This window comes from Paenibacillus shunpengii, assembly GCF_042684905.1.
Taxonomy (GTDB): Bacteria; Bacillota; Bacilli; order Paenibacillales; family Paenibacillaceae; genus Paenibacillus; species Paenibacillus shunpengii.
On sequence record NZ_JBHUMJ010000004.1, the window covers coordinates 377817 to 400753 of the forward strand.

The window sequence follows — 22937 nt, forward strand, 5'->3', positions numbered from 1 at the left end:
TCATGATCTTGTGCACTGAGGACATAGGCTTGCATCGTATATCTCGCTATCATGTGTTTATCAAGTAAAAGAACAATGTCAATAAACCTGACACAAAAGAGAGGGAGTGGAAAAAATGAAAAAGATTTGGATCGTCATGCTTGTAACGGTTATGCTGACAGCTTTGGGATGTGCTAATCAAAATCAAGGTGTCCGCGAAACAGCCAGTACAGCTGCGAACGCCAGCTCAAGTACAGGTCTTGGAACTGACTTGCCTCCAGCTGAACAAAGTGAACTCACACTACGTCTAAATTGGAAATTTAAAGGTGAATTTGCTCCATTTTTTGTAGCCAAGGAAAAAGGCATATTTGAAAAGTATGGACTTAACGTGAATGTGTTGGAGGGATCTGGATCAGTGTCGGTATTGCAGGTGATTGCCCAAAATAAAGAAGAAATTGGGGTAACTTCAGCTGTAGAGCCCGTTCAGGGGATAGAGAAAGGGATGCCAGTGAAAATGATTGCATCTTATATGACTCGCTCACCCATCATTCTGCTGTCCTATCCGGATAACCCAGTTCGCTCACCGAAGGACTTAGAAGGAAAGTCATTGGCTTCCTCATCTGGATCAACCTTCACCAGCGTGTATGAGAAATTTCTGGAGTATAATGGCACCGATTATAAAAAAGTAGAGCACATGATGGTGGAAACCGGTGCACGAAATACGCTGTTCCAGAACAGAGAGGCAGATGCGATAGCGGTATTCTCAACAAATGAGTATCCATTGTTCGAGAAGAATCTAGGTCAAGAGCTAGTACCGCTTTATTTAGCGGATTATGGTTTTGACCTATCGGGACTCTCACTTATTACTAACAATAAGTTTGCTGAAGAGAATCCTAATACGTTAAAACGATTTCTGATTGCAGTGGATGAAGCCTTTGCCTATTCTATGGAGCATCCTGAAGAAGCAGCAGCTATATCCAAACGATTATTTCCGGATGTGGTTGATGAACAAATTACAGCTGAACAAATTGTAAGAACAGGAGAGCTGGCTGTACGTCCTGATGGAAAGCCGTATGGATATGTCAATGCAGAGCATTTAGAGCAGATGACACTGCTTATGCAAGAGACTGGCCTTATTAAGAATAGAGAGAAAGTAGATACGTATTATACGAATCAGTACCTTCCTGACCAATCTGCGGAAGCAGGGGGAGAAGACTAATGAGTAATACTGCGAAGTTTAAGTCTCTGCTGTCCGTATCGCTTACCGTATTTGCGCTTCTTGCTCTATGGCAGCTGTGCTGCATGGTGTTCGGAATTCCAGAATACTTACTGCCAACTCCGCTTAATATCGTTGAACGTATGGCTCAGGATTGGCAAGTATTGCTTAGGCACAGCGGGATAACCATAGTCGAAATCCTAGCTGGGTTTGCCTTATCGGTTGGGTTTGGTGTTCCGTTCGCTATCATCATCGTATATTCGAAATATTTTTCCAGGTCGTTTTTTCCAATCATGATTGGTCTACAGTGCGTGCCTATGATATCACTTACCCCGCTTTTGATTACTTGGCTTGGATTTGGGATGGTCACAAAGGTCATTATCGCTTTTCTCATCGCGTTCTTTCCGATCATTGTCAATAGTGTAGTAGGTCTGCGTTCATCGGAGAAAGAGATGCTGATGCTTGCACAGTCCATGAAAGCCAGTACGTTCCAGGTGTTTATGCACTTCCGGCTGCCAAAGGCACTTCCTAGCATCTTTGGAGGCTTCAAAGTAGGAATTACGCTGGCTGTTGTCGGAGCCGTTGTAGCGGAATTTGTCTCCTCAGACAGAGGGCTAGGCTATCTTCAGCTTGCTGCCAGTGCCAATCTTGATATTACGATGCAGTTTTGTGTGGTTGTCATGCTGGCAGTCATCGGACTCATTTTTTACAATTTGGTCGGATGGATCGAAAGAGCAGCTATACCTTGGTACAGAGCTGCCAGAGGAGGAGAATAAGATGGCTGGAAAAACAATCGCAATTCAAAATGTAGAGAAAAAATTCGAGACGCGTACAGGTGTCGTTCAAGCGCTGAGCAAGGTCAGTTTAAATATTGAGTCATCTTCATTTGTTTCTGTTGTGGGACCGAGTGGCTGTGGAAAAAGCACGTTGATGAATCTACTTGCAGGTCTGGATCAACCGACAGGAGGCACCATCGAGATGGATGGAAGTACGATGAATGGGCCGCAGTCGGGGAATGCGGTTGTCTTTCAGAAGGATCTATTGCTGGAATGGAGGACAGTACAGGGGAACATCCTGCTGCCTTATGAACTGGAGAACAGATTGAACCGTAAACAGCTGGCTGAGCAAAAACGAAAAACCAACGAGCTGCTAAGCATGGTTGGACTTGATGGTTTCGGTGACAAATATCCATTTGAGCTGTCAGGAGGAATGAAGCAGAGAGTATCGATCTGCCGTGCTTTAATTCAGAACCCATCGTTACTGATGATGGACGAGCCTTTTGGTGCGCTTGATGCACTAACTCGTGAGCAGATGATGTATGATCTGTTAAAGATTTATACGAAGTATAAATGTACTATTATTTTTATTACCCATAGCATTGAAGAGGCGGTTTTCCTATCTGATCGGGTCATCGTGATGTCACCTAGACCTGGCTCAATCTTAAAAGATATTTCAATTCAGTTAGAAAGGCCGCGTAGTATGGAGACAAGAACGCATCCGAAATTTTTTGAGCATGTTCGGGAGATACGGGAGGTCTTTCAATCTCAAGGTATTCTGACGGAGGTATGAGATGAGCGAATATACAGAGTATAGCTTAACTAATGTATTGAAAGAAAAGACAGCTCTCATGATTATCGATATGCAGAATGATTTTATTCATGAAAAAGGTGTATTCGCTCAGTATGGCTATGATACAAGCATGTACAGTGGGATCGTCCCCGTAATTAGTCAATTAGTGAAGGAAGCGAGGCAGGCTGATATTACCATCATATGGGTTGGGATGTCTCACAACCAGCTGAACGACGGACAGGATGCCTGGATAAGGCGGCGTATAGGTAGAAGCCATCCTCCGAGCTGCCGGACTGGAACCTGGGGGGCCGATTTTATTCAGGAGCTCGATATTCGCACAGAGGATGTATTGGTGTGGAAGCATCGTTATAATGCCTTTGTGGATACGGAACTAAAAAGAGTATTAAAGGGTATGGGAGTAAAGACGCTTATTGCTGCTGGGATCAATACGAATACTTGTGTCGAATCCACACTTAGGGAGGCTCATTTGATAGGGTACCATGTTGTGCTCGCAAAGGATGCTACCACCTGCCTTTATTTGGACGCTTACGAACCGAGTCTAACCAATATAGAACGGCACTTTGGCTTTGTTGAAGCCTCCTCCACCATCACTTCTCTCTGGAACAACGTTGGAAATGTCACATCTACCTGATCAGCCAATACATTGTTATTCATAAAAGATTACAGAAGAATGGAAACGTTTGGGTCATCCCAGACGTTTTTTTATATTAGATGAATCCATATGAAGGGAATATAAGTGAAGAGATCAAATATTCAGCTTTCAAAATTAATGGGCATAGTTCTGGTTATAACCGGATTCATGATGATCGTGACGAAGCTCTCAGTTGAAGCCGGAGCTGAGGGATTTCGAATTCAAGTCTCTGGGACCGGGGAGACAAAAAGTAACGTATAGCGACAAGGAATCCGAAATATTTCCCCTTTACTCAGAGACATACCTGCAGAACAAAAAAACACGATAGCTCTTTCCTTCCAAATTAGGTAAAATGGTACTAAGGTAGTATTTAAAACTTAGTTTCATCTAATGAAACGAGAAAGTGTTCATGAGGAGGAAAAGGACGATGTCATTTAGGTTTGTTGGTCTTGATCATGTTCAGCTTGCTGCACCGGAAGGCTGTGAATCAGAAGCACGTCATTTCTTTAAAGAGATTCTAGGGTGGACCGAAATTCCTAAGCCGGAGCCATTACAGAAACGCGGTGGTATTTGGTTTAAATGTGGGATTCATGAAGTACATATTGGAGTGCAGAAGGATTTTACACCTGCCTCTAAAGCCCACCCTGCATTTCATGTTCACAATATAGAAGCTTTAAAGGAGCATCTGACGAAGGAAAATATAACCATTATCCATGATGAGGCACGTACAGAAGAAGGCATCACACGCTTCTATACTCATGATCCATTTGGCAACCGAATTGAATTTCTTGAATTTAGCAGATAAAAATATAGCATACGCTTGGAGATCAGAATAGCTGGATGGAAATATTGCATATGACTTCATTCAATTGAAATCGCTTTCTTATCGGTTATCTCGCGGTGTGAAATTGACGATCTAATAAAATCAGGGCTTAAGATGTGATCACGGTAAAGATTAGTTATAACTTTTCTTTCTCTACCCTGGTGCGAATTACTGGTTATATAATGTAGTTGTCGGGGCCGACGAAATACAAGGAAAGGAGATGATCCAATTGATCAATGAGCGCGAGGTGACTTTCGCTTAAGTGCGAAAGTTGTGCGTTTAGCATGGGAGGAGGCTGATGCCTCCTCTCATTATTCATCCATACCGTATCTTTTTGACCCTGTGTGATAAAATTTGTAAATTTTAAAAACTATTTCTTGCCTATATAACAATGGTTTCATTATAATAAGTTTAGTTTTACATATTGAAGATTTTGCCACATGCTAACTTGCTAAGTAACCGGCGGAATCTAATCTTAAGAAGAGAGGAGAAAGTACAATGCAGCCGTCACTTAAACTTCAACAACAGGAACAACTGAATATGCTCAAGCCAAGGTACCTCTATACCGATACGCGATCATGACAAGTGACTCTTAATGAATCGTGAGAAGGACTGTGTGTTGTGTGAATTTTAGCCTATGAATAATGTTGAGGACTGCCTATGGACATTTGTAAACGTTCAGGGTTTTTTTATTTTTTTGAGGGCATAGTTTCCGTGAGAAGGTTACAACAACCAAAAATGAACGAAAGGAGATGCGAACATGATTTTAAATGTCTTTGTAAGTGATGATGTGAGTGGCCAGAGAACCGTATTTGAGGAGGATATTTATCGTGATGTACAAAAATGGAAGAGATGCGCTTCCCCCTAGCTTATTGAAAGAGATTCAAAAGTATATACAAGGAGATCTCATCTACATCCCAAAAGCTACCGAAGAGCGTGCACGCTGGGGAGAAAAGAGCGGAGCCCGCAAGCAGCTAGCTCAGCGTAATGCAGAAATTTCACTATATTATTCCAAAGGATGGTCTGTTTCGGAGCTGGAGCAGAAATATCATCTATCAAGTGAGAGTATTCGCAAAATTGTAGTAAAGTCCAGGTAACTAGGATGGTTAGATGGGAGAGTGCCTTCATTGTCGATCGTTCAAGGGCTTCCGAGCTCGATTAGTATTCAAATTGAAGGTCCATTGTTATTCAGCGCACGGACAGATTTATTGCGCAATGGACATTTCGGAGAACAGTGGACCGTGATCACTAGGGAAGAGGTCACGGTCTGGACTCCGGAAGGAGTCAATATAAGCAGGCTGGAGGTACAGCAAATGACAGAAGCCCGAGCCGTCAGTGGAATTGGCGGCGGCTCCTTCATTGCGGATACATCCAAAGGTCCTGTAGTTATCGCGAGATATACGGCCGCCCTTACGGCGGTCTATAGCTTCGCAGCTAAGCTGGTCTGTGCTGTGATTCAGCAGGAAGAGCTGCCGACTGCTTCGGAAAAAGAACTTCCGCGTTATTGCCCGAATTGCGAGCATCCACTGGCGGAAGGAACTCAGACATGTCCTGTCTGTAAGGATAATGGAAAAGTACTTCTTCGTATGCTCCGGTACGCAAAGCCATATAAGGGACGAATGATTGTGGCCGGAATTTTACTTGTATTAACTACACTCGTTGAACTCATCCCGCCTTATTTAACGAAGATTATGATAGACGATGTTTTGAAACCGGATTCATTATCCGCTTCGTTACTGTGGCTGGTTATCGGACTAGGAGCAACCATGCTCGTTACATCGGTCATGCAAACGGTTCGCGGATTGCTGGGCGTATGGGTCGGCTCCAAACTAATGGGAGACATTCGGAAGGATATATACCACGCATTAATGAAGCTGTCCCTGTCCTTCTTTGACCGGAGGCAAACCTCGCAATTTATTGGCCGGGTTAACAGTGACTCGGAGGCAATGCGGCAATTCATGACAGACGGTATTATCTGGGTAACTGGAGAATCTCTCCGAGTGGTTGCCATCTTCGCCATTATGTTTGGACTTGACTGGAAGCTGACGCTCTTTGCGTTACTTCCTATGCCTGTGATGGTGTTTGTGTCCTTATCTCTATGGCCTAAGATCGGGCGGCGCTGGTATCAGCAATGGAGATCGATTTTTCGTCTGAACGTCATTGTAGGTGACTCGCTTCAAGGGATACGAGTAGTAAAAGCTTTTGGACAAGAGAAGGCAGAGATATCCCGATATAGTGAAGTGAATGAACAGCTCGTGAAGCATAATATTCGTATCGAGGGCTTGTGGCAGGGAATGTTCCCGTTATTTTCCTTGATCGCTGGGATTGGGACACTGCTCATCTGGTATTACGGCGGAGCATCGGTTATACAAGGGGAGCTTCAGCTTGGTGTACTCATGGCATTGATATCCTACCTTGGTATGCTGTTTGGTCCGCTGCAATGGGTTAGCCAGATGATTAATTGGTCCAGTAATGCACTGGCCGCTGCAGATCGAGTATTCGAAATTCTTGATACGACACCGGATGTACCTGATGCACAGAACCCGCGTGATATTGGCAGCATGAAGGGACATGTCCAGTTCAATGGAGTAACCTATGGCTATGAGAAGCATCATCCCGTACTGAAGAAGGTGAGCCTGGAGGTTCAGCCGGGGGAAATGATTGGGCTGGTAGGACATTCGGGAGCTGGTAAATCGACATTCATTAATCTGATTTGCCGTTTCTATGATCCAGATGAAGGCAGCCTTTATATCGATGGAGTTCCGCTAACAGAGATTAGTCAAACTGATCTTCGGAATAAGATCGGGGTTGTGCTGCAAGAGACATTCTTATTCGATGGAACTATAGCGGAGAACATTGCTTATTCCAAGCCGGATGCTTCGCCGGCTGAAATTATGCGGGCAGCTAAGATTGCTAATGCGCATGATTTCATTGTTCGTCTGCCGGATGGCTATGATACCCGTGTCGGAGAACGAGGGCATAGGCTGTCTGGGGGAGAAAAGCAGCGTGTTGCTATTGCCCGGGCAATTATTCATGACCCACGCATTTTGATATTGGATGAAGCAACGGCTTCCGTAGATACAGAAACCGAGCGTCAGATTCAAGAAGCCATTTCAAGACTTATACAGGGAAGAACTACGTTTGCTATTGCACATCGTCTGTCAACGCTGCGAAATGCCGATCGTTTGGTCGTACTTGATAAAGGAAGAATCGTTGAAGTGGGAACCCATGAAGAATTGCTCTCGATCGAAGAGGGAGCTTATCGCAAACTCGTTGATGCACAGCAAGAATTGTCGAAGATCAAGGGGGTCGAGGGTTAATGGAACGAGATCCTTACGATATTCACTTTCTTCAGCCAGCGGATATCATGTTCAGCCGCGGGCCGGGAGGTGTTTTACAGGGAGTTATAGAAGGCGCACTGTATGATGAAATTCTGATCTATCGAACTTTTCCTTTCAAGTACACTTCTCAATATATTTCCATTCGTAATGCGAAGGGAGATGAACTCGGAATTATTGAGGATATAAGTCAGCTGGATGATGAAAGTGCAGAGGAATTGGGGAGAGAACTGCAATTTCGATATTTCCTGCCGAGAGTAACCCGAGTAGATAGTGTCAAAGAAAAATCAGAGCTCTGGGTCTGGGAGCTGCAGACGACACTAGGCCCAACACGCATGGCCATGCGTAATTTACACGAGCATGTACAGTACCCTGGCGAGGGACGATTGATATTAACGGATATAAACGGTAAGCGCTGTGAAATTCTCGATTGGAGAGCGCTTGATCAGCATAGTAGAAAGCAACTGACTGACGTAATCTAAATACCGTTAATGACAAAGACCGATACAGCGGTGTAAATGTATCGGTTCTTTGTCATGTTTGTTTTTTTTAAAAATGGAACGCCCGCCGAGAAAACGAACTCGCTTCTCCCTCCCGAGTGGAATTATTAGAACCTGAACGACTTTTGCGAAGCAACCAGAGAGAACGGGCCAAAATAAAACGCCCGCCAAGAAAACGAACTCGCTTCTCCCTCCCGAGTGGAATTTTTGGAACCTGAACGACTTTTGCGAAGCAACCGGAGAGAAGGAGCCAAAAATGGAACGCCCGCTGAGAAGCCGAACACAGTTCTCCCACCCGAGTGAAATTTTTGGAAACCGAACGACTTTTGCGAAGCAACCGGAGAGAGGGGGCCAAAAATGGAACGTCTAAATGGAACGCCCTATACATGATTTTTTCAGACAGAACACATACTTCACAAAGGAACCATTTTGTTACGGGAGAAGACTGCATTAATGAGGCAGATCCTGACGGTTAAATCTTATCGACAAGTGAGGAGAAAGAATGCTTAAAACAAAAATAATCTGTACGATGGGGCCGGCATGTGACTCCATTGAACTGCTAAAGCAAATGATTCAGCAAGGAATGACCGTAGCGCGTCTGAACATGGCACATGGTGAACCAGATGAGCATGTTCAGCGGATGAAGAGAGTACGGCAGGCTGCAGAGGAAATGAACACATTTGTACCGATTATGATTGATATCAAAGGACCTGAGATTCGTATCGGAAAATTAAAAGAAGCCTCTGTCCAGCTCATGACGGGGGAACAGCTCATATTAACAACAGAAGAAATATTAGGAGATGCCACACGTATTGGTGTGAATTATGCCGAGATGAATCTCGTCGTTAAACCGGGGAATATCATATTAATTGATGACGGACTGATTGGACTTGAAGTGATGGAGGTTACTGGACCGGATATACACTGCAAAATCCTGAATGGTGGAGTACTAAAGCCTAGAAAAGGTGTGAATCTTCCGGGAATTAAAACGACACTGCCAGGGGTAACCGAGCGAGATAAGAAGCATATAGCTTTTGGGCTCGAGAATAAGGTGGAGATGATTGCCGCGTCCTTTGTGCGCAAAGGAGCAGATATCGAGGAGATTCGATCAATTCTTAAACAAAACAAGGCCGAGCATGTCCAGATCTATGCCAAAATCGAGAACCAAGAGGGCGTGGATCGGATCAATGAGATTATTGAAGCGTCGGACGGGATTATGGTGGCTCGAGGTGATTTGGGTGTGGAGGTGCCGATTGAGGATGTTCCGATGGTTCAGATCGAGCTTATCCAGAAATGCAATTTGGCAGGCAAGCCTGTCATTGTGGCTACCCATATGCTGGATTCCATGCAGGTAAATCCTCGTCCAACCCGTGCTGAAGTCAGTGATGTATCGAACGCTGTTCTACAGGGAGCCGATGTTGTGATGCTGTCGGGAGAATCAGCAGCCGGGAAGTATCCGGTGGAATCAGTGAGGACGATGGCTGCCGTAGCTAAGAAGGCTGAATCGCTGATTGATTATAGAAGTGAATTCTTTAAGAAAAGAGAGCAGCATGCGACCAAAATAACCGAGGTTATTAGTCAAAGTGCAGTAAGTGCATCACTTGAGCTGGGAGCAAAGGTAATTATTACATCTACAGGCAGCGGGTTTACTGCGAGAATGATATCGAAGTATCGTCCGAAGGCCCCTATCCTGGCAATCACATCCAACCCGGAGGTGCTGCCTAAATTGTGTTTGTACTCAGGTGTATTTCCGTATTTGGGTGAGAAGGTAACAACAACAGACGAGATGTTTGAATCGGTGACACGAAACGCAGCGATGAAGGGGTTTGTGGAGCCGGGGGATACGGTGGTGTTGTCCGCTGGTGTGCCAATCGGAAGATCGGGAACGACGAATTTGATCAAAATTGTTGAGGTATGATGAATCCATATCCCAGTATTGAGGGTTATGGATTCATCAAATGGAATCCATATCCCAGTATTGAGGGTTATGGATTCATCAAATGGAATCCATATCCCAGTATTGAGGTATCTGGATTCATCAAATGGAATCCATATCCCAGTATTGAGGTATCTGGATTCATCAAATGGAATCCATATCCCATGTATTGAGGTATCTGGATTCATCAAAATGGAATCAAAATACAAACCATCCATTAGGGAGGCGAACAAATATGCCTGATTGGCTGGAGGTTTCGATCAGAACATTGGCATCGGTAACCGTCCTGTTTCTGATCACCAAAATATTAGGTAAGCGTCAGATTTCCCAATTGTCACTATTTGAATATATTACAGGTATTACGCTCGGAAACTTGGTTGGTTATATCTCGCTTGACGTTGATAATACATGGTACTTAGGGTTTGTAGCTTTGTTTGTATGGGTTGCCGTATCTACATTAGCTGAGTATGTCACGATGAAGAGTAAAAAATTAAGGGATATCGTAGACGGCAAAGCAACCGTGTTGGTTGAGAACGGGGCTTTGCTTGCAGACAATTTAAAAAAAGAACGTCTCACGGTGGATGAATTTCTAGAACAGCTTCGTAAAAAAGATGTGTTCAGGGTAGCTGATGTGGAGTTCGCAGTGATGGAGCAGAGCGGAGAAATTAACGTGTTGCTCAAAAAAGAGCATCAACCTCTTACTGCCGATCTGTTAGGCTATCAGCTGTCTTCCGAGCAAGAGCCAAAAACCATTATCATCGACGGACATATTTTACCTGATTCGTTATCCGCTTCGGGACATAATGAGGATTGGGTCCATAAAGAGCTCCGCAGACTGGATCTGCCGCTGAAAGAGGTATTTATAGGACAGGTAGACAGTCAAGGAGAGCTTACCGTACAGACAGGAAAGGAGTCTTTGCCTAAACCGACGACCTCGAAGCCAAACGATCAGATTGCTGAGCTGGTCAAGCGAATGCAGGATGATTTAATCATGCGAAGACAGTTATCGGTTTATGAGAAAGACAAGCTGGAATACCAGCAAGCATTAGATCAACTGAACAATGCAATGCATGCTTATAAAGCTCCACACAAGCCGTAACATTATTTAATGTGCGGTTTTTTGCTTTTTCTATGAGTTCACTTTACATATTCTTACTTTAAAGGATAACATAGAGGGACTGGAAGCCGTTATTCTTTACAATTTTATAAAGGAGAAACAAATTGCATATTTCAGAAGGGTCTCTGCTTAGAAGCTTAGAAGCACACTATGAGCTCGAAGAAGTCAAAGGGCTTGTTCCTATATCCGCTGGGCGTACATCTGATGCCCGTCTTTTAGAAACCGCACAAGGACAACAATTCGTTTTAAGACGACTAAGAAGTAAACATCAAGCGACCTGCGAATTTGAAATATCTCATAGAACTGCAGCGAATCAGATTAGTCCATACATGCTTCCTGGTCAAAATGAAAATGGATATATAGAGGTTCAAGGCAATATATACAATCTTCAGCACTATTTGGAGCCGGATAAGGTATCTGTTCAGGACAAGTTCCTGCAAATGGGCAACGCGCTGGGCAGCCTGCATACTGTATTGAGGCATACAAAGATTCCGCATCAAGAAGATCGATTTTCTTTGGAAATCAGCTGGAATACAGCAACGTTTTCTCACAATATATCCGGTAATTTAAGAACATCTCTTGAAAAATACATAGCCGATTGTCTTGAAATAGAGCAACGAAGAGAAGGGATAATTCATGCTGATCTCGGGATCTGGAACGTCATTTTTCATGCAGCTTCGGTGTATTTCATTGATTATGGAGAAGCAAGAACAGGTGATTATCACTTTGATGCAGCCGCACTATTAACATCGTCGATGAGTAAGACTTGGACAGATCAACAGGTTGCCACTCATATTTCGAATTTTAAAAAAGGTTATGAACAGAGCGGTTTACAGCTGGAACAGGACTCGCTTCTCAAAAATATGATCCTGTGGTTGGTAAGGGGAGCGACAGCTGTTCTTGCCGAGTATGGCGAAACAGAGCAAACGACGAATTATGTTCATCACATCATTTCTGACATATCGAAATACAACCGATTAATGGGCTGATTAGAAGGGAGAGAGGGGCATGCTTCAGGCTGCAGTGGGACTGGATATTGGAGGAACGAATATAAAGGCCGGGCTTGTGCGAGAGGATGGAGTCATTCTGTACGATATGATGGCTCCGACAAATGCAGAGAAGGGCAAGGATCAGCTGCTTGACTCCATTGCCGAAGCGGCTGCAAGCTGCATGGAGCAGGCCCGGAATTATACAAATATCGAAGTAACAGGAATCGGAATGGGAACAGCAGGGTTCATTACGTTAGCCGGGGCCATCGGCAGTGCAACAGCGAATTTGCCAGATTGGAAAGGAACTCCGTTAAGAGCGGAAATGGAGCGAAGACTCCACCTCCCTGCACAGCTGGAGAATGATGTAAACGTACTCGCCATAGGAGAAATGTGGCAGGGCGCAGGCAGAGGTTTGACTGATTTTCTATGTGTTAGTCTTGGAACGGGTGTAGGCGGCAGTATCATAACAAACGGACATACCTATCGGGGAAGAAGTGGATACGCAGGTGCCTTTGGACACCAGATTATCCAGTTGGGTGGTCATCCCTGTACGTGTGGATCGAAAGGCTGCTGGGAGCAGTATGCTTCAGTTACAGCCCTAAAAAGACAGGTATTGGCAGCGGGACAGCCTGCTTGGGCTGATGATCCCAGACAATTGTTTGCCCAAGCTGAGGTGGGAAATGAAACTGCAAAAATCCTTATCAACGATTATGCCGAGTTCATCGCCATCGGTCTAACCAATCTCATTCATCTCTATAATCCACCCGCTATTATTATCGGCGGTGCGATTTCAGAACAGGGGGATGCCTTGCTCCGCCCGGTACGCAAACATATAGAGAGGTACACGATGGATGGATTTGCGGATCATCCGCCGCTTCCGATCCTGCCCGCCATATTAGGAAATAGAGCTGGGATTATAGGAGCAGCCAAGCTGATCCTTACATAGCTTAGCTGCTCAGTAACAAGCTTAGTGATAGATCTTGGAGGTCATAATTTTACCTTGTTTATCATGGATAATGACTCTCATCTCTTTACCTGACGCGATTTTCTTGGCCGCATCCTCTGCTTCATTTTTTAAGTGATAGGTATCTTCAGGTTTGTCTTTGCCTTCTTTTTTTATCGCCCAGCCATTTTCATAGGGAACAATATGAAGATTCTGGTGATCACGAGAAGAGTGAACAGGTCTGTCTTTGTCGCCGCCAGATTTGTTCTTTCCTTCAGGATGATTCTCATCCCATTCCTTGGCTTGAGCGGTAGCGATGGCAATCGATCGGCCTTCCTCATATCCGTCTTCGAGCAAAGCATTTGCTATCTCCACTGCTTTCTCACGGATTCTGGGGTCAAGATTTTTCATGGATGGAGGGTAGTCGTGTTTGCTCCATGGCATAATGGTTCTCTCCCTTCATTAGATATCTCCTATCTATTTACCCGATAACAAATTGACAAAAACATAAGGAGGGAATGATCATGCTGCTCCAACTGGCTCTGCCGTTTATGTTTACAATGATAATTCACGCTGCAGACAGCCTGTCTTATGCGCTGAGGCTAGGCGGATTAAGAACAAAGCGGATCACGATTGCTCTGTCTTTATCTGGTATGCTGCTCCTTGTTTCAAGAACTTCGAATATGGCACAAGGGCCGCTGCTTGGCTCAATGGTGGATAAGGCGAATGGCGCAGACAGCAGTATGCTGCAAACTCAGCTTCATTGGATTTTAGGAGCGGCAGCAGTAGGGACGGTAATCGCCATTCTCATGTTTCCGACCATGGTAAGATGGTCCTCAAGGCTGGTGGTTCATTTGGAGAAGGCAGGATCCATTCCTGGCATGCTTGCTTCACTGTGCTCCATGAATACGATGAAAAATGCCCTTCACTACATTTCTTGGCCCAGGTTCTCCATGCTTCAGACATGCTTCGCTGGAAATTTGCCGAGAAGGCTGATGGTCCTTAACATGTCGGTGACGGCTATTTATACGGTTGGCGTTCTTGCCACTTTATATGCAGCCTATCTAAATCCCGAACAAGCGATGGCTGCTTCACAATCTTCGGGCTTAATTAACGGTATGGCAACGATTCTGCTGACTCTGCTAATCGACCCGCGGATCGCACTTCTAAGTGATCGATCACTTAGGGGAGAGATTTGTCTGGAGCAGATGAACCGGGTATATGGCTGCATGCTGATGTCACGCCTTGCCGGCACGCTGCTTGCCCAGCTGCTTCTAGTGCCCTTTGCTCTGTGGATCAGCCTTATAGTCGGCTGGATATAGTTAGTGCAGGACAACAAAGTAGTCCAGAGCTGCTAGACTCAGCATTAATAACCTAACATCAAATTTCAACGGCAAAAAACGCAGGGCTTTTCAGCTCCTGCGTTTCTAATGAATGAGGGTAAAATGCTCAGCTGTTCTCTTTCTCGAATAAATGGACGTACTCAGCGTAGCCCTCTTTCTCCAAATCCTCTTTTGGAACAAATCTTAGGGCTGCGGAATTGATGCAGTATCTAAGCCCGTTCTCTCCAGGTCCATCATCAAACACATGGCCCAGATGAGAATCGGCTTCCCGGCTTCTAACCTCGGTACGGATCATGAAATGAGACAAATCGGTCTTTTCCTTAATACTGTATTCCCGAAGGGGTCTCGTAAAGCTTGGCCAGCCGCAGCCTGCATCATACTTATCACGTGAGCTGAATAGAGGTTCTCCGGATACGATATCCACATAGATTCCCTCTCCTTCATGGTCCCAGAATTCATTCTGAAAGGGAGGCTCGGTGCCATTATTTTGAGTGACATTGTATTGCATCGGGCTCAGCCGATCTTTCAGCTGCTCCTTATTTATAGAGCGTGACCAGTGTTTCTCGATGAAATCCACACGCCCTGAGCCTTTACTGTAACGTTTGTAATGTGCTGGATTTTTCTTGTGATAGTCTTGATGATGCTCTTCAGCCTCATAGAACGTCTGAGCAGGCAGAATAGGGGTAAAGATGGGTTTATCGAATCTTCCGCTTGCTTCAAGCGCCTGTTTGGATACTTCCGCCTTCACCTTCTGCTCTTCTGTATGATAAAAGATGGCCGTCTGATACGAAGTACCGCGGTCATGAAATTGTCCTCCAGCATCGGTCGGATCAATCTGCTGCCAGAACAAGGCTAACAGCTTCTCATAAGGGAATACTTTCGGATCATAAGTGATCTGAACAGCCTCCACGTGACCCGTCGTTTCTGAGCATACCTCTTCATAGGTCGGATTTTCCGTATGTCCTCCGGTATAGCCTGATCTTACCTTCAAAATGCCGGGAAGATCTTCAAAGGGTGAGACCATGCACCAGAAGCACCCTCCGGCAAATGTAGCTTTTTCGGTAAATAGTGGTTCCATTCTATATTCACACTCCATTCGATGAAGAATTATGAGATCAACTTGTCCTTGAAGTATTATATCTTAAAAAACCGATATTAACCAATGAAGAGGTTATCTCGGTCCTTCTATTTGCTTTAACCTTATTTTATACGCGGCAAACGCGATGACGAGCATAATAACATAAATCAGAGCTATACCTGCGGTTTGCAGCGGATGCTCTAACAGGTTGCCTCCTGCATAGGCATACAGGGCGATACTGGGTATTTTGCCAACAGAGGTTGCCAGCAGATAGCTCCAGAAGGGCAGCGAGGCCGTTCCTGCGTAAATATTCACCCCCATTTGTGGAATGATTGGAAGCATTCTAGCGAGTAGGATCGTGCTGAAAGTATGCTGCTCGAACAGCGCAGTGAGTCTTGAAATGATGGGAACTCGCTCCAAGTACAGCCGTCCTTTCGCCTGAAACAACCATCTGAACATCATGTACACCATAATGGAGGCAATCGTTGTCCCGAGCCAGGTAACGATGCCGCCTATAGCTGCACCGAAGGAGTATCCCAGCAGCCCGATCACAAGCTTATAAGGGAGCACGGGAAACAGAGCGAATAAGGTGGCAATCAGCGTTAAGTTGAAATAATTCGCATGATCCTGCGCCCATGTCAGGATTTCGTTACGATATAATAGAAGAAATATTAGCGCTGGCAGATAAAGCAGCGTAAGGAGAAGCCATTTTTTCATATCATCATCCTCAGAGAATTCATCGTTCTTACATTATACCGGATGCGCACATACTTACATAAGGAGGACAAGTGCACTTTGCTAGTTGAGCAGGCCCTTGTTACACTAGAGCAGGTGATTCTGAAGGAGACAGGAGGAAGTCTAGAACCAGATGAGAATAACACATCGAAAAAGAATTGCGATCGCAGGACTGGGTGACATCGCAAATAAAGTATATCTGCCGCTGCTTACGGCCCATCCTGGGGTGGAAGTTGTCGGCGTAATGAATCGATCATTGTCCAAAGTTGAGGAGATCACCTCTCTGTATCGGCTTGATCGGGGAACAACCAAACTGGACGAGCTGCTTGACTGGGAGCCGGAAGCCGTATTTGTACATACCTCAACAGAAGCTCACTATGAGATCGTTATGGCCTGTATCGAACGGGGAATTGCCGTTTATGTAGATAAGCCATTGTCCTATAATCTCAAGGAATCCATAGAAATGGCGGCTTTTGCAGAGTCGATGGGTGTGCTGCTTGCTGTCGGGTTCAATCGCAGGTTTGCTCCACTGTACCGTGAGGCACAAGACTGGATCAGCCAATCGGGAGAGCTTGAGAGTATCGTGTGCCATAAGCATCGTATGAAGCTGGACAGCCGATCCAGCCGCGTTACCGTCTACGATGATCTCATTCATATGATTGATACTCTATTATGGCTTGGCGGTGAGGATTACGAGCTCGCAAGCCATAGGCTGAGAACGAACGATCAGGGAGCGCTCCTCCAGGCTTCGGGCAGTATAGTGACAGGTAATAAAGGAGCGGGCTCGTTTGGCATGGTGCGTTTTGCAGGGGCGGACACTGAAACGATAGAGCTTCATGGAGCAGGCAGAACAGCATGGGTCCATCAGATGGAAACGCTGCACCTCCATGCAGCAGGCACGCCATCCATCATCCGAACACCGGGCAGCTGGGAATCGATCCTCACTCGCAGAGGATTTACGGGCTGCGTACAGCATTTCCTGGACTTCCTGGACAAGGAGCCGGAGGGATGCGAGCTTCATGCCGGCCGTGTACTTGCAAGTCATGAGCTGTGTGAAGAGCTTCTGACGCAGTAATATTTATCTTAAATCATACAAGACAGGAGATATGAGCCTTGAATAAAAAAGAAATGGAAGAACAAATCATTGAAAGCTACAGACAGGATGAGGATATGATGATTCTCGTCTTCGCTCAGTGGTGTGTAAACAATGAACAGAACCCTGAGGAGCTGTACCGCCAAGCTTATCCTGCACAGAAGAACAACGAACGTCTTCAGCATGTACTGAATCTCGTCGTTCCTAAGGAAGAAGCAGGCGATATTGCAGACGATACACTCCTTGGTGTCCTGTCATTATACGGTAATGACGATCTTGCTATGGTCGTAGCTGAGGTGATCGAGCAGCGGAAGCGTTAGAGAAGCTGTTCTCGGTGGATAGAACGAAATTCCCTCGGCGACATTCCGAATCTTGCCTTAAACACGCGATGAAAGTATGTATAGCTGTTAAAGCCTGAAGATTCGGCGACGTGCTCGAGTGACATCGGACTAAAAATAATGCGCTCACGGGCCATATTTAACCGGATATCCAGTGTATATTGCATGATACTTGTATCAAATGCTTCTTTGAACAAATGAACAGCCCTGGAGACACTAATGCCAATACTGGAAGCTACATCTTCAAGCTTAAATAAAGTAGAAGCATTCTCAACAATGTAATTTTTGATTTGATAAGCTAAATAACTGGTTTGTGTCGTGGTCGGATGCTCCGAGAGTAAACGATCAATTTCAAGGCATAATATGCGCATATAATAGCTTGGGATCTCCGGAAATGGATTTGCGATCCGGCGCTGTTCGAGAACGATTTGACGAAATAGGCTAAGTAGGCTTTCGGTCAATTCGACCTTGATCCGCGTCGGACGCTTCTTTTTATGCCACCATTCATCCGCCCAATCTCCAGTGAAAAAAATATGATAATCTCCACTTTCTACAAGTGAATTGCCGGCACCGTTCTCCTCATTATCAATCTTGAGTTCATACGGTTCTGTCGGATGAAATAACAGCAAATCACCTGATTCTATAAAGGTCATTTGGTCATCAACCCGGGCTCTGCACCTCCCATCGGTCTGAAGACGGAACAGATAATTTTTCACTCCTTCAGGCTGTGAGAAATAGTAAGGCTTCCGATGAAAAGAAAAGCCGGCTGTAAGAACTTGGCAGGATTGTTCAACTGACATAAGTACTGACTCCTTGAAATAAAAATATTGACCAGATTGTTCATGTTTTGATCATATACTTCATTTTAATTTATAAACGAATCGAATACTATAGTACCAGTTAAGAATTACCTTTGAAGGTCAATCACCAGAGGAGTGACAAGATCAGTGAAAAAAATGAAGGCAGGCATTATCGGGTGCGGAAATATCAGCAGCATATACCTCACGAACCTGAAAAAGAGTCCTGTAATTGAAGTTGTAGCGGTAGCGGACATCATTATGGAACGCGCCGAAGCGAGAGCAGCCGAGTTCGGGGTAGCAAACGCTTACACCGTTGACGAGCTTTTGCAGAATGATGAAATTGAACTCGTATTAAATCTGACGGTACCGGGCAGTCATGCCGTAACCAATATAGCTGCACTAGAGGCAGGTAAGCACGTATACGGCGAGAAACCATTCACCATCTCTCTTGAGGATGGCCGCAGAGTGCTTGAGCTGGCTGAAGAAAAAGGGCTTTATGTTGGAACCGCCCCGGATACTTTCTTGGGGTCGGGTATTCAGACTGCGATGAAAGCCATACAAGACGGAGTCATAGGAAAACCGGTATCTGCGACCGCCTTTTTCATGGGTGGCGGGCCTGAGTCCTGGCATCCTGATCCGGAGTTTTTCTATGCCTACGGCGGGGGACCGATGCTGGATATGGGACCATATTATTTGACAGCACTTGTTAAGCTGTTAGGACCGATCCGCAGGGTAAGCGCTTCAACCGGAATTCAAATCCCAGACCGGGTCGTTGGATCCGGACCGAAGCAAGGTCAGAAGCTTCAGGTACAAACACCTACCCATCTGGCTGGGACCATGGATTTTGCCAATGGAGTGATTGGAACAATGATCGCAAGCTTTGATGTTCGCGCAGGTTCAGGTCTGCCGCTGATCGAGATTCATGGAACAGAAGGCACGCTTCAGGTGCCTGATCCAAACTTCTTTAACGGCGATGTTAAAGTGAAGCGAATTGGATCTGATGCTTGGGAAGTAATCCAGCCAGTAACGGCCAGTGAGCAGAATGAGCGTGGTCTAGGTCTGAATCAGATGGTAGAAGCGATTCATAACGGAAGTGAGGCTGAAGCAAGCGGTAAGCTTGGATACCATGTGCTTGAAGCCATGCATGCGTTTGAACGCTCTTCGATTGAAGGCAGACATGTACTGCTGGAGAGCACCGTTGAGGTCCATAAGAAACCTGAGCTTGTATCCAACAACTAACTACATCTAAGCAATATCGATTAGACTTACTAAACAATAATGAAATTAACAAGCTGCACGCGGAGGTAAAGTTCATGACCCAAACATTAAAAGTAGCTATTATCGGTTGCGGAGGTATTGCAAACGGTAAACATATGCCATCCCTATCTAAACAAAAGAATGCTGAAATGGTTGCCTTCTGTGACATTGTTGAATCTCGCGCAGAAGAAGCAGCAAGCAAATTTGGTGCCGAGGGAGCTAAAGTGTATACCGATTATCAAGAGCTCCTCAAGGATAAGAGCATTGATGTAGTCCATGTGTGTACGCCAAACGATTCCCACTCGGTTATTACTGTGTCCGCACTAGAAGCAGGCAAGCATGTCATGTGTGAGAAGCCGATGGCCAAAACTTCGGAGCAGGCCCTGGAGATGATCGAAGCGGCAAAACGGACGGGCAAAAAACTGTCCATCGCGTATCAGAACCGTTTCCGCAACGATAGTCTCTATTTGAAGGAGCTTATCGAAACGGGAGAACTCGGGGATATCTATTATGGCAAAGCGATTGCACTTCGCCGCCGCGGTGTTCCTACTTGGGGCGTATTCCTGGACGAAGAGAAGCAAGGCGGCGGACCTTTGATCGATATCGGGACCCATGCGCTTGATCTAACCTTATGGCTGATGGATAACTACAAACCTAAGAGTGTAATGGGTTCTGTGTTCCATAAGCTTAGCGGACGGGAAAATGCAGCGAATGCATTTGGTCCTTGGGATCCTAAAGAGTTTAATGTGGAGGATTCAGCCTTTGGCTTTGTGACAATGGAGAATGGGGCTACCATTCAGGTCGAAGCGAGCTGGGCTCTTAATGTGGTGGAGACGGGCGAGGCACAGACCCTTCTTGCAGGGACAGAAGGCGGAGCTGATATGAAGAACGGTCTTCGGTTGAATGGTGAGAAATTAAGCAGACTATATGAACAGAATATTGATCTTAATGCCGGCGGTGTTGCCTTTTTTGCAGGTGAGAGCGAGAGTGACGCGGATCGGGAAGCTAGAATGTGGATCGAGGCGATTCTTGAAGATAAGGAACCTCTTGTCAAACCAGAACAGGCTTACGTCGTAACTCAAATCCTTGAAGCCATCTATGAATCAGCACGTACTGGAAAAGCAGTTTATTTTGAGTAATAAGCAATCTTCCTTATTCATTTAGAAGCAGCAGTTTAAATATAGTTGAAGTACTCATTACATTACAGGAGGGATTTTAGTTTATGAAATTAGGCGTATTTGCAGTACTATTCGGTGGTCGTAAGTTTGAGGATGCATTAGATTATATCGCTTCCAAAGGTCTAGGTGCGATAGAGATTGGTACAGGAGGGCATCCGGGCAATGCTCATTGCAAACCGGCTGAGCTTCTGGAGAATGAAACGGCATTGAAAGAATTCAAGAAGGCAGTTGAATCTCGTGGTTTGATCATTAGTGCGCTCAGCTGTCACGGTAACCCGCTACATCCGCAAAAGGAGATTGCTAAGAAGTTCCATGATGATTTTGTTAACACAGTGAAGCTTGCTGAGAAGCTCGAAGTACCTGTTGTTAACACGTTCTCAGGCCTGCCTGGTGATCATGAGGATGCGAAATATCCGAACTGGCCTGTCGCTCCGTGGCCAAATGATTTCCAGGAAGTATTGAAATGGCAATGGGAGAATAAACTGATACCATACTGGACGGAATGGGGTAAGTTCGCTTCTGATCACAATGTAAAAATCGGCCTTGAACTGCACGGCGGATTCTCGGTTCATACGCCAGCTACACTGCTTAAATTGCGCGAGGCAGCGGGTGAAGTGATCGGGGCAAACCTAGATCCTTCTCACATGTGGTGGCAAGGTATTGATCCTGTGGAATCCATCAAAATTTTGGGTCGTGAAGGAGCGATTCACCATTTCCATGCCAAGGATACAACGATTGATCCTGTTAACGTAAATATGTATGGTCTTACGGATATGCAGGATTATACAAATATGCAAACCCGCGCATGGCAATTCCGCACCGTCGGATTTGGTCATGATATCAAAACCTGGGCAGATATTATCAGTGCCCTGCGACTTGTCGGATATGATTATGTTGTAAGTATTGAACATGAAGACGGACTAATGTCCGTTGAGGAAGGTTTCTCAAAAGCCGTCCACAATCTCAAGCAAGTACTTATTGAAGAACCGCTTGGCGATATGTGGTGGGTCTAACATCAACAGGGGGAAATAAGAATGATTAACGTCACGATCTGGAATGAATTTGTTCACGAAAAAATTCATGATGAGGTTAGAGAAGTATACCCGGAAGGCATTCACAAAGCGCTTGCTGATGGTCTTTCAGGAGAAGGATATGCGATTCGTACAGCTACTCTAGATGAGCCGGAGCATGGTTTAACGGATGAGGTCTTGAATACGACGGATGTATTAATCTGGTGGGGTCATATGGCTCATGACAGAGTAAGCGACGAAATCGTAAGCAAGGTTGTGAAGAGAGTATTAAATGGTATGGGGTTTGTTGTTCTTCATTCGGGACATTTCTCCAAACCGTTCAAAGAGCTGATGGGTACTTCCTGTGACCTGAAGTGGCGGGAAGCTGGGGAACAAGAAATTATATGGACTGTAAATCCGAGTCATCCGATTGCAGAAGGAATCGACAGCCATATCATATTAGAACATGAAGAAATGTATGGTGAATTCTTCGATATTCCAACGCCGGATGAGCTTGTATTCTTGAGTAATTTTCAGGGCGGAGAAGTGTTTAGAAGCGGATGTACGTTCAAACGAGGTGAAGGTAAGATCTTCTACTTCAGACCAGGACATGAAACGTATCCAACCTACTATCGTCCGGAGATTCTAAGAGTGATCAGCAATTCCATTCGATGGGCTTATCCTCTTCATCATACCAAACCGGTATTTGGTAACAGCGAACCGGTCAGAGCATTAGGTAACGTGCTTGTATAAGCGAATTTCAACAATAATACCATGGACTTACATCTAAGTGAGTCCATGGTATTTTTAAAATTATATAGGTACAAAGAACTGGTTATTCAAATATCAGCGTGATATAATAGAAATGCTTATGAATCCTGATCTTAAAGCCTTCTAAAGTGTGTGGACTGTCTTTGGATGGTCTTTTTTAATTGAAGCGGTTGACTGATTTCACAATTGGGTCATTAGCTTCATTTTTGGTTAATGGTTATAGTATACTTCATGGGATATGGTATAGTTTCTTTCCATACACCAAGAAATGT

The 22937-nt window shown here is 45.1% G+C and carries 23 protein-coding genes; 19 read left to right on the top strand and 4 right to left on the bottom strand.

All coding sequences use genetic code 11. The annotated features are described in order from the left end of the window. Positions 1-115: 115 nt before the first annotated feature. The 12 genes from ACFSVM_RS18105 (at position 116) to ACFSVM_RS18160 (ending at position 13065) form a co-directional block, all read left to right on the top strand. Positions 116-1198 (top strand): ABC transporter substrate-binding protein, encoded by a 1083-nt coding sequence (locus ACFSVM_RS18105; RefSeq protein WP_090725472.1) that lies wholly within the window; start codon positions 116-118, stop codon positions 1196-1198. Beyond that, positions 1198-1971 (top strand): ABC transporter permease, encoded by a 774-nt coding sequence (locus ACFSVM_RS18110; protein WP_090725474.1) that lies wholly within the window; start codon positions 1198-1200, stop codon positions 1969-1971. Before ACFSVM_RS18105 ends, ACFSVM_RS18110 begins: the two co-directional genes overlap by 1 nt. A gap of 1 nt (position 1972) precedes the next feature. Beyond that, entirely contained in the window at positions 1973-2764 is a 792-nt protein-coding gene (locus tag ACFSVM_RS18115; RefSeq protein WP_090725475.1) for an ABC transporter ATP-binding protein, read from the top strand. Position 2765: 1 nt separating this feature from the next. Beyond that, positions 2766-3416: a cysteine hydrolase family protein gene (locus tag ACFSVM_RS18120; protein ID WP_090725477.1), complete on the top strand. Its 651-nt coding sequence runs from the start codon at positions 2766-2768 to the stop codon at positions 3414-3416. Positions 3417-3843: 427 nt separating this feature from the next. Beyond that, entirely contained in the window at positions 3844-4221 is a 378-nt protein-coding gene (locus ACFSVM_RS18125) for a VOC family protein (RefSeq protein ID WP_076313128.1), read from the top strand. An 851-nt stretch (positions 4222-5072) separates the two neighbouring features. After that, complete coding sequence (locus ACFSVM_RS18130) at positions 5073-5336, top strand: CD3324 family protein (protein ID WP_285849985.1); 264 nt, start codon at positions 5073-5075, stop codon at positions 5334-5336. A 21-nt stretch (positions 5337-5357) separates the two neighbouring features. Continuing rightward, a complete protein-coding gene (locus tag ACFSVM_RS18135; RefSeq protein ID WP_256209771.1) occupies positions 5358-7559 on the top strand; it encodes an ABC transporter ATP-binding protein in 2202 nt (733 codons plus the stop codon). Beyond that, positions 7559-8059, top strand: a complete 501-nt coding sequence (locus tag ACFSVM_RS18140; protein ID WP_379263744.1) for a DUF1854 domain-containing protein — start codon at positions 7559-7561, stop codon at positions 8057-8059. The genes ACFSVM_RS18135 and ACFSVM_RS18140 overlap by 1 nt, the downstream gene beginning before the upstream one ends. Before the next feature lie 520 nt (positions 8060-8579). After that, positions 8580-9995: a pyruvate kinase gene (gene pyk, locus ACFSVM_RS18145; RefSeq protein ID WP_379263746.1), complete on the top strand. Its 1416-nt coding sequence runs from the start codon at positions 8580-8582 to the stop codon at positions 9993-9995. A 253-nt stretch (positions 9996-10248) separates the two neighbouring features. Then, positions 10249-11112, top strand: a complete 864-nt coding sequence (locus ACFSVM_RS18150) for a DUF421 domain-containing protein (protein WP_076313123.1) — start codon at positions 10249-10251, stop codon at positions 11110-11112. Positions 11113-11234: 122 nt separating this feature from the next. After that, entirely contained in the window at positions 11235-12119 is an 885-nt protein-coding gene (locus ACFSVM_RS18155; protein ID WP_379263748.1) for a phosphotransferase enzyme family protein, read from the top strand. A gap of 19 nt (positions 12120-12138) precedes the next feature. Next, a complete protein-coding gene (locus tag ACFSVM_RS18160) occupies positions 12139-13065 on the top strand; it encodes an ROK family protein (RefSeq protein WP_379263750.1) in 927 nt (308 codons plus the stop codon). Positions 13066-13086: 21 nt separating this feature from the next. Here the strand turns inward: ACFSVM_RS18160 and ACFSVM_RS18165 are convergent, their stop codons facing one another. Next, complete coding sequence (locus tag ACFSVM_RS18165) at positions 13087-13506, bottom strand: DUF2188 domain-containing protein (RefSeq protein ID WP_090725489.1); 420 nt, start codon at positions 13504-13506, stop codon at positions 13087-13089. An 80-nt stretch (positions 13507-13586) separates the two neighbouring features. Here ACFSVM_RS18165 and ACFSVM_RS18170 point away from each other — a divergent pair, with 80 nt between their 5' ends. Then, complete coding sequence (locus ACFSVM_RS18170; RefSeq protein WP_379263753.1) at positions 13587-14384, top strand: lipid II flippase Amj family protein; 798 nt, start codon at positions 13587-13589, stop codon at positions 14382-14384. Between the two features lie 127 nt (positions 14385-14511). Here ACFSVM_RS18170 and msrB read toward each other — a convergent pair whose 3' ends face one another. Beyond that, positions 14512-15483 (bottom strand): peptide-methionine (R)-S-oxide reductase MsrB, encoded by a 972-nt coding sequence (gene msrB / locus ACFSVM_RS18175; protein WP_076313118.1) that lies wholly within the window; start codon positions 15481-15483, stop codon positions 14512-14514. Between the two features lie 93 nt (positions 15484-15576). Beyond that, positions 15577-16200, bottom strand: a complete 624-nt coding sequence (locus ACFSVM_RS18180; RefSeq protein ID WP_076313117.1) for a TVP38/TMEM64 family protein — start codon at positions 16198-16200, stop codon at positions 15577-15579. Positions 16201-16351: 151 nt separating this feature from the next. On the opposite strand from ACFSVM_RS18180, the gene ACFSVM_RS18185 reads away from it, so the two are divergent. Together ACFSVM_RS18185 and ACFSVM_RS18190 are read left to right on the top strand one after the other, a co-directional pair. Continuing rightward, positions 16352-17293 (top strand): Gfo/Idh/MocA family protein, encoded by a 942-nt coding sequence (locus ACFSVM_RS18185; protein ID WP_076313116.1) that lies wholly within the window; start codon positions 16352-16354, stop codon positions 17291-17293. 38 nt (positions 17294-17331) lie between these two features. Next, a complete protein-coding gene (locus tag ACFSVM_RS18190) occupies positions 17332-17631 on the top strand; it encodes a hypothetical protein (protein WP_256209773.1) in 300 nt (99 codons plus the stop codon). On the opposite strand, the gene ACFSVM_RS18195 is transcribed toward ACFSVM_RS18190, so the two are convergent. Continuing rightward, on the bottom strand, positions 17628-18449 hold the full coding sequence (locus ACFSVM_RS18195) for an AraC family transcriptional regulator (RefSeq protein WP_076313115.1): 822 nt from the start codon (positions 18447-18449) through the stop codon (positions 17628-17630). The genes ACFSVM_RS18190 and ACFSVM_RS18195 overlap by 4 nt on opposite strands. A 147-nt stretch (positions 18450-18596) precedes the next feature. On the opposite strand from ACFSVM_RS18195, the gene ACFSVM_RS18200 reads away from it, so the two are divergent. From ACFSVM_RS18200 to ACFSVM_RS18215, 4 genes are all read left to right on the top strand, one after another. Further along, on the top strand, positions 18597-19688 hold the full coding sequence (locus ACFSVM_RS18200) for a Gfo/Idh/MocA family protein (protein ID WP_379263757.1): 1092 nt from the start codon (positions 18597-18599) through the stop codon (positions 19686-19688). A gap of 74 nt (positions 19689-19762) precedes the next feature. Next, positions 19763-20845 (top strand): Gfo/Idh/MocA family protein, encoded by a 1083-nt coding sequence (locus tag ACFSVM_RS18205; RefSeq protein WP_090725494.1) that lies wholly within the window; start codon positions 19763-19765, stop codon positions 20843-20845. 83 nt (positions 20846-20928) lie between these two features. Then, entirely contained in the window at positions 20929-21897 is a 969-nt protein-coding gene (locus ACFSVM_RS18210) for a sugar phosphate isomerase/epimerase family protein (RefSeq protein ID WP_047911013.1), read from the top strand. Between the two features lie 21 nt (positions 21898-21918). Then, positions 21919-22647: a ThuA domain-containing protein gene (locus ACFSVM_RS18215; RefSeq protein WP_047911014.1), complete on the top strand. Its 729-nt coding sequence runs from the start codon at positions 21919-21921 to the stop codon at positions 22645-22647. Positions 22648-22937: the final 290 nt, after the last annotated feature.

Bases quoted from the DNA above. Each gene is read 5' to 3' on its own strand.
- ACFSVM_RS18120 (WP_090725477.1), top strand. From the start codon at position 2,766: ATGAGCGAATATACAGAGTATAGCTTAACTAATGTATTGAAAGAAAAG.
- pyk (WP_379263746.1), top strand. From the start codon at position 8,580: ATGCTTAAAACAAAAATAATCTGTACGATGGGGCCGGCATGTGACTCC.
- ACFSVM_RS18160 (WP_379263750.1), top strand. From the start codon at position 12,139: ATGCTTCAGGCTGCAGTGGGACTGGATATTGGAGGAACGAATATAAAG.
- ACFSVM_RS18165 (WP_090725489.1), bottom strand. From the start codon at position 13,506: ATGCCATGGAGCAAACACGACTACCCTCCATCCATGAAAAATCTTGAC.
- ACFSVM_RS18205 (WP_090725494.1), top strand. From the start codon at position 19,763: ATGACCCAAACATTAAAAGTAGCTATTATCGGTTGCGGAGGTATTGCA.
- ACFSVM_RS18110 (WP_090725474.1), top strand. From the start codon at position 1,198: ATGAGTAATACTGCGAAGTTTAAGTCTCTGCTGTCCGTATCGCTTACC.
- ACFSVM_RS18215 (WP_047911014.1), top strand. From the start codon at position 21,919: ATGATTAACGTCACGATCTGGAATGAATTTGTTCACGAAAAAATTCAT.
- ACFSVM_RS18210 (WP_047911013.1), top strand. From the start codon at position 20,929: ATGAAATTAGGCGTATTTGCAGTACTATTCGGTGGTCGTAAGTTTGAG.
- ACFSVM_RS18115 (WP_090725475.1), top strand. From the start codon at position 1,973: ATGGCTGGAAAAACAATCGCAATTCAAAATGTAGAGAAAAAATTCGAG.
- msrB (WP_076313118.1), bottom strand. From the start codon at position 15,483: ATGGAACCACTATTTACCGAAAAAGCTACATTTGCCGGAGGGTGCTTC.
- ACFSVM_RS18125 (WP_076313128.1), top strand. From the start codon at position 3,844: ATGTCATTTAGGTTTGTTGGTCTTGATCATGTTCAGCTTGCTGCACCG.
- ACFSVM_RS18150 (WP_076313123.1), top strand. From the start codon at position 10,249: ATGCCTGATTGGCTGGAGGTTTCGATCAGAACATTGGCATCGGTAACC.
- ACFSVM_RS18170 (WP_379263753.1), top strand. From the start codon at position 13,587: ATGCTGCTCCAACTGGCTCTGCCGTTTATGTTTACAATGATAATTCAC.
- ACFSVM_RS18180 (WP_076313117.1), bottom strand. From the start codon at position 16,200: ATGAAAAAATGGCTTCTCCTTACGCTGCTTTATCTGCCAGCGCTAATA.
- ACFSVM_RS18105 (WP_090725472.1), top strand. From the start codon at position 116: ATGAAAAAGATTTGGATCGTCATGCTTGTAACGGTTATGCTGACAGCT.
- ACFSVM_RS18130 (WP_285849985.1), top strand. From the start codon at position 5,073: ATGTACAAAAATGGAAGAGATGCGCTTCCCCCTAGCTTATTGAAAGAG.
- ACFSVM_RS18185 (WP_076313116.1), top strand. From the start codon at position 16,352: ATGAGAATAACACATCGAAAAAGAATTGCGATCGCAGGACTGGGTGAC.
- ACFSVM_RS18140 (WP_379263744.1), top strand. From the start codon at position 7,559: ATGGAACGAGATCCTTACGATATTCACTTTCTTCAGCCAGCGGATATC.
- ACFSVM_RS18195 (WP_076313115.1), bottom strand. From the start codon at position 18,449: ATGTCAGTTGAACAATCCTGCCAAGTTCTTACAGCCGGCTTTTCTTTT.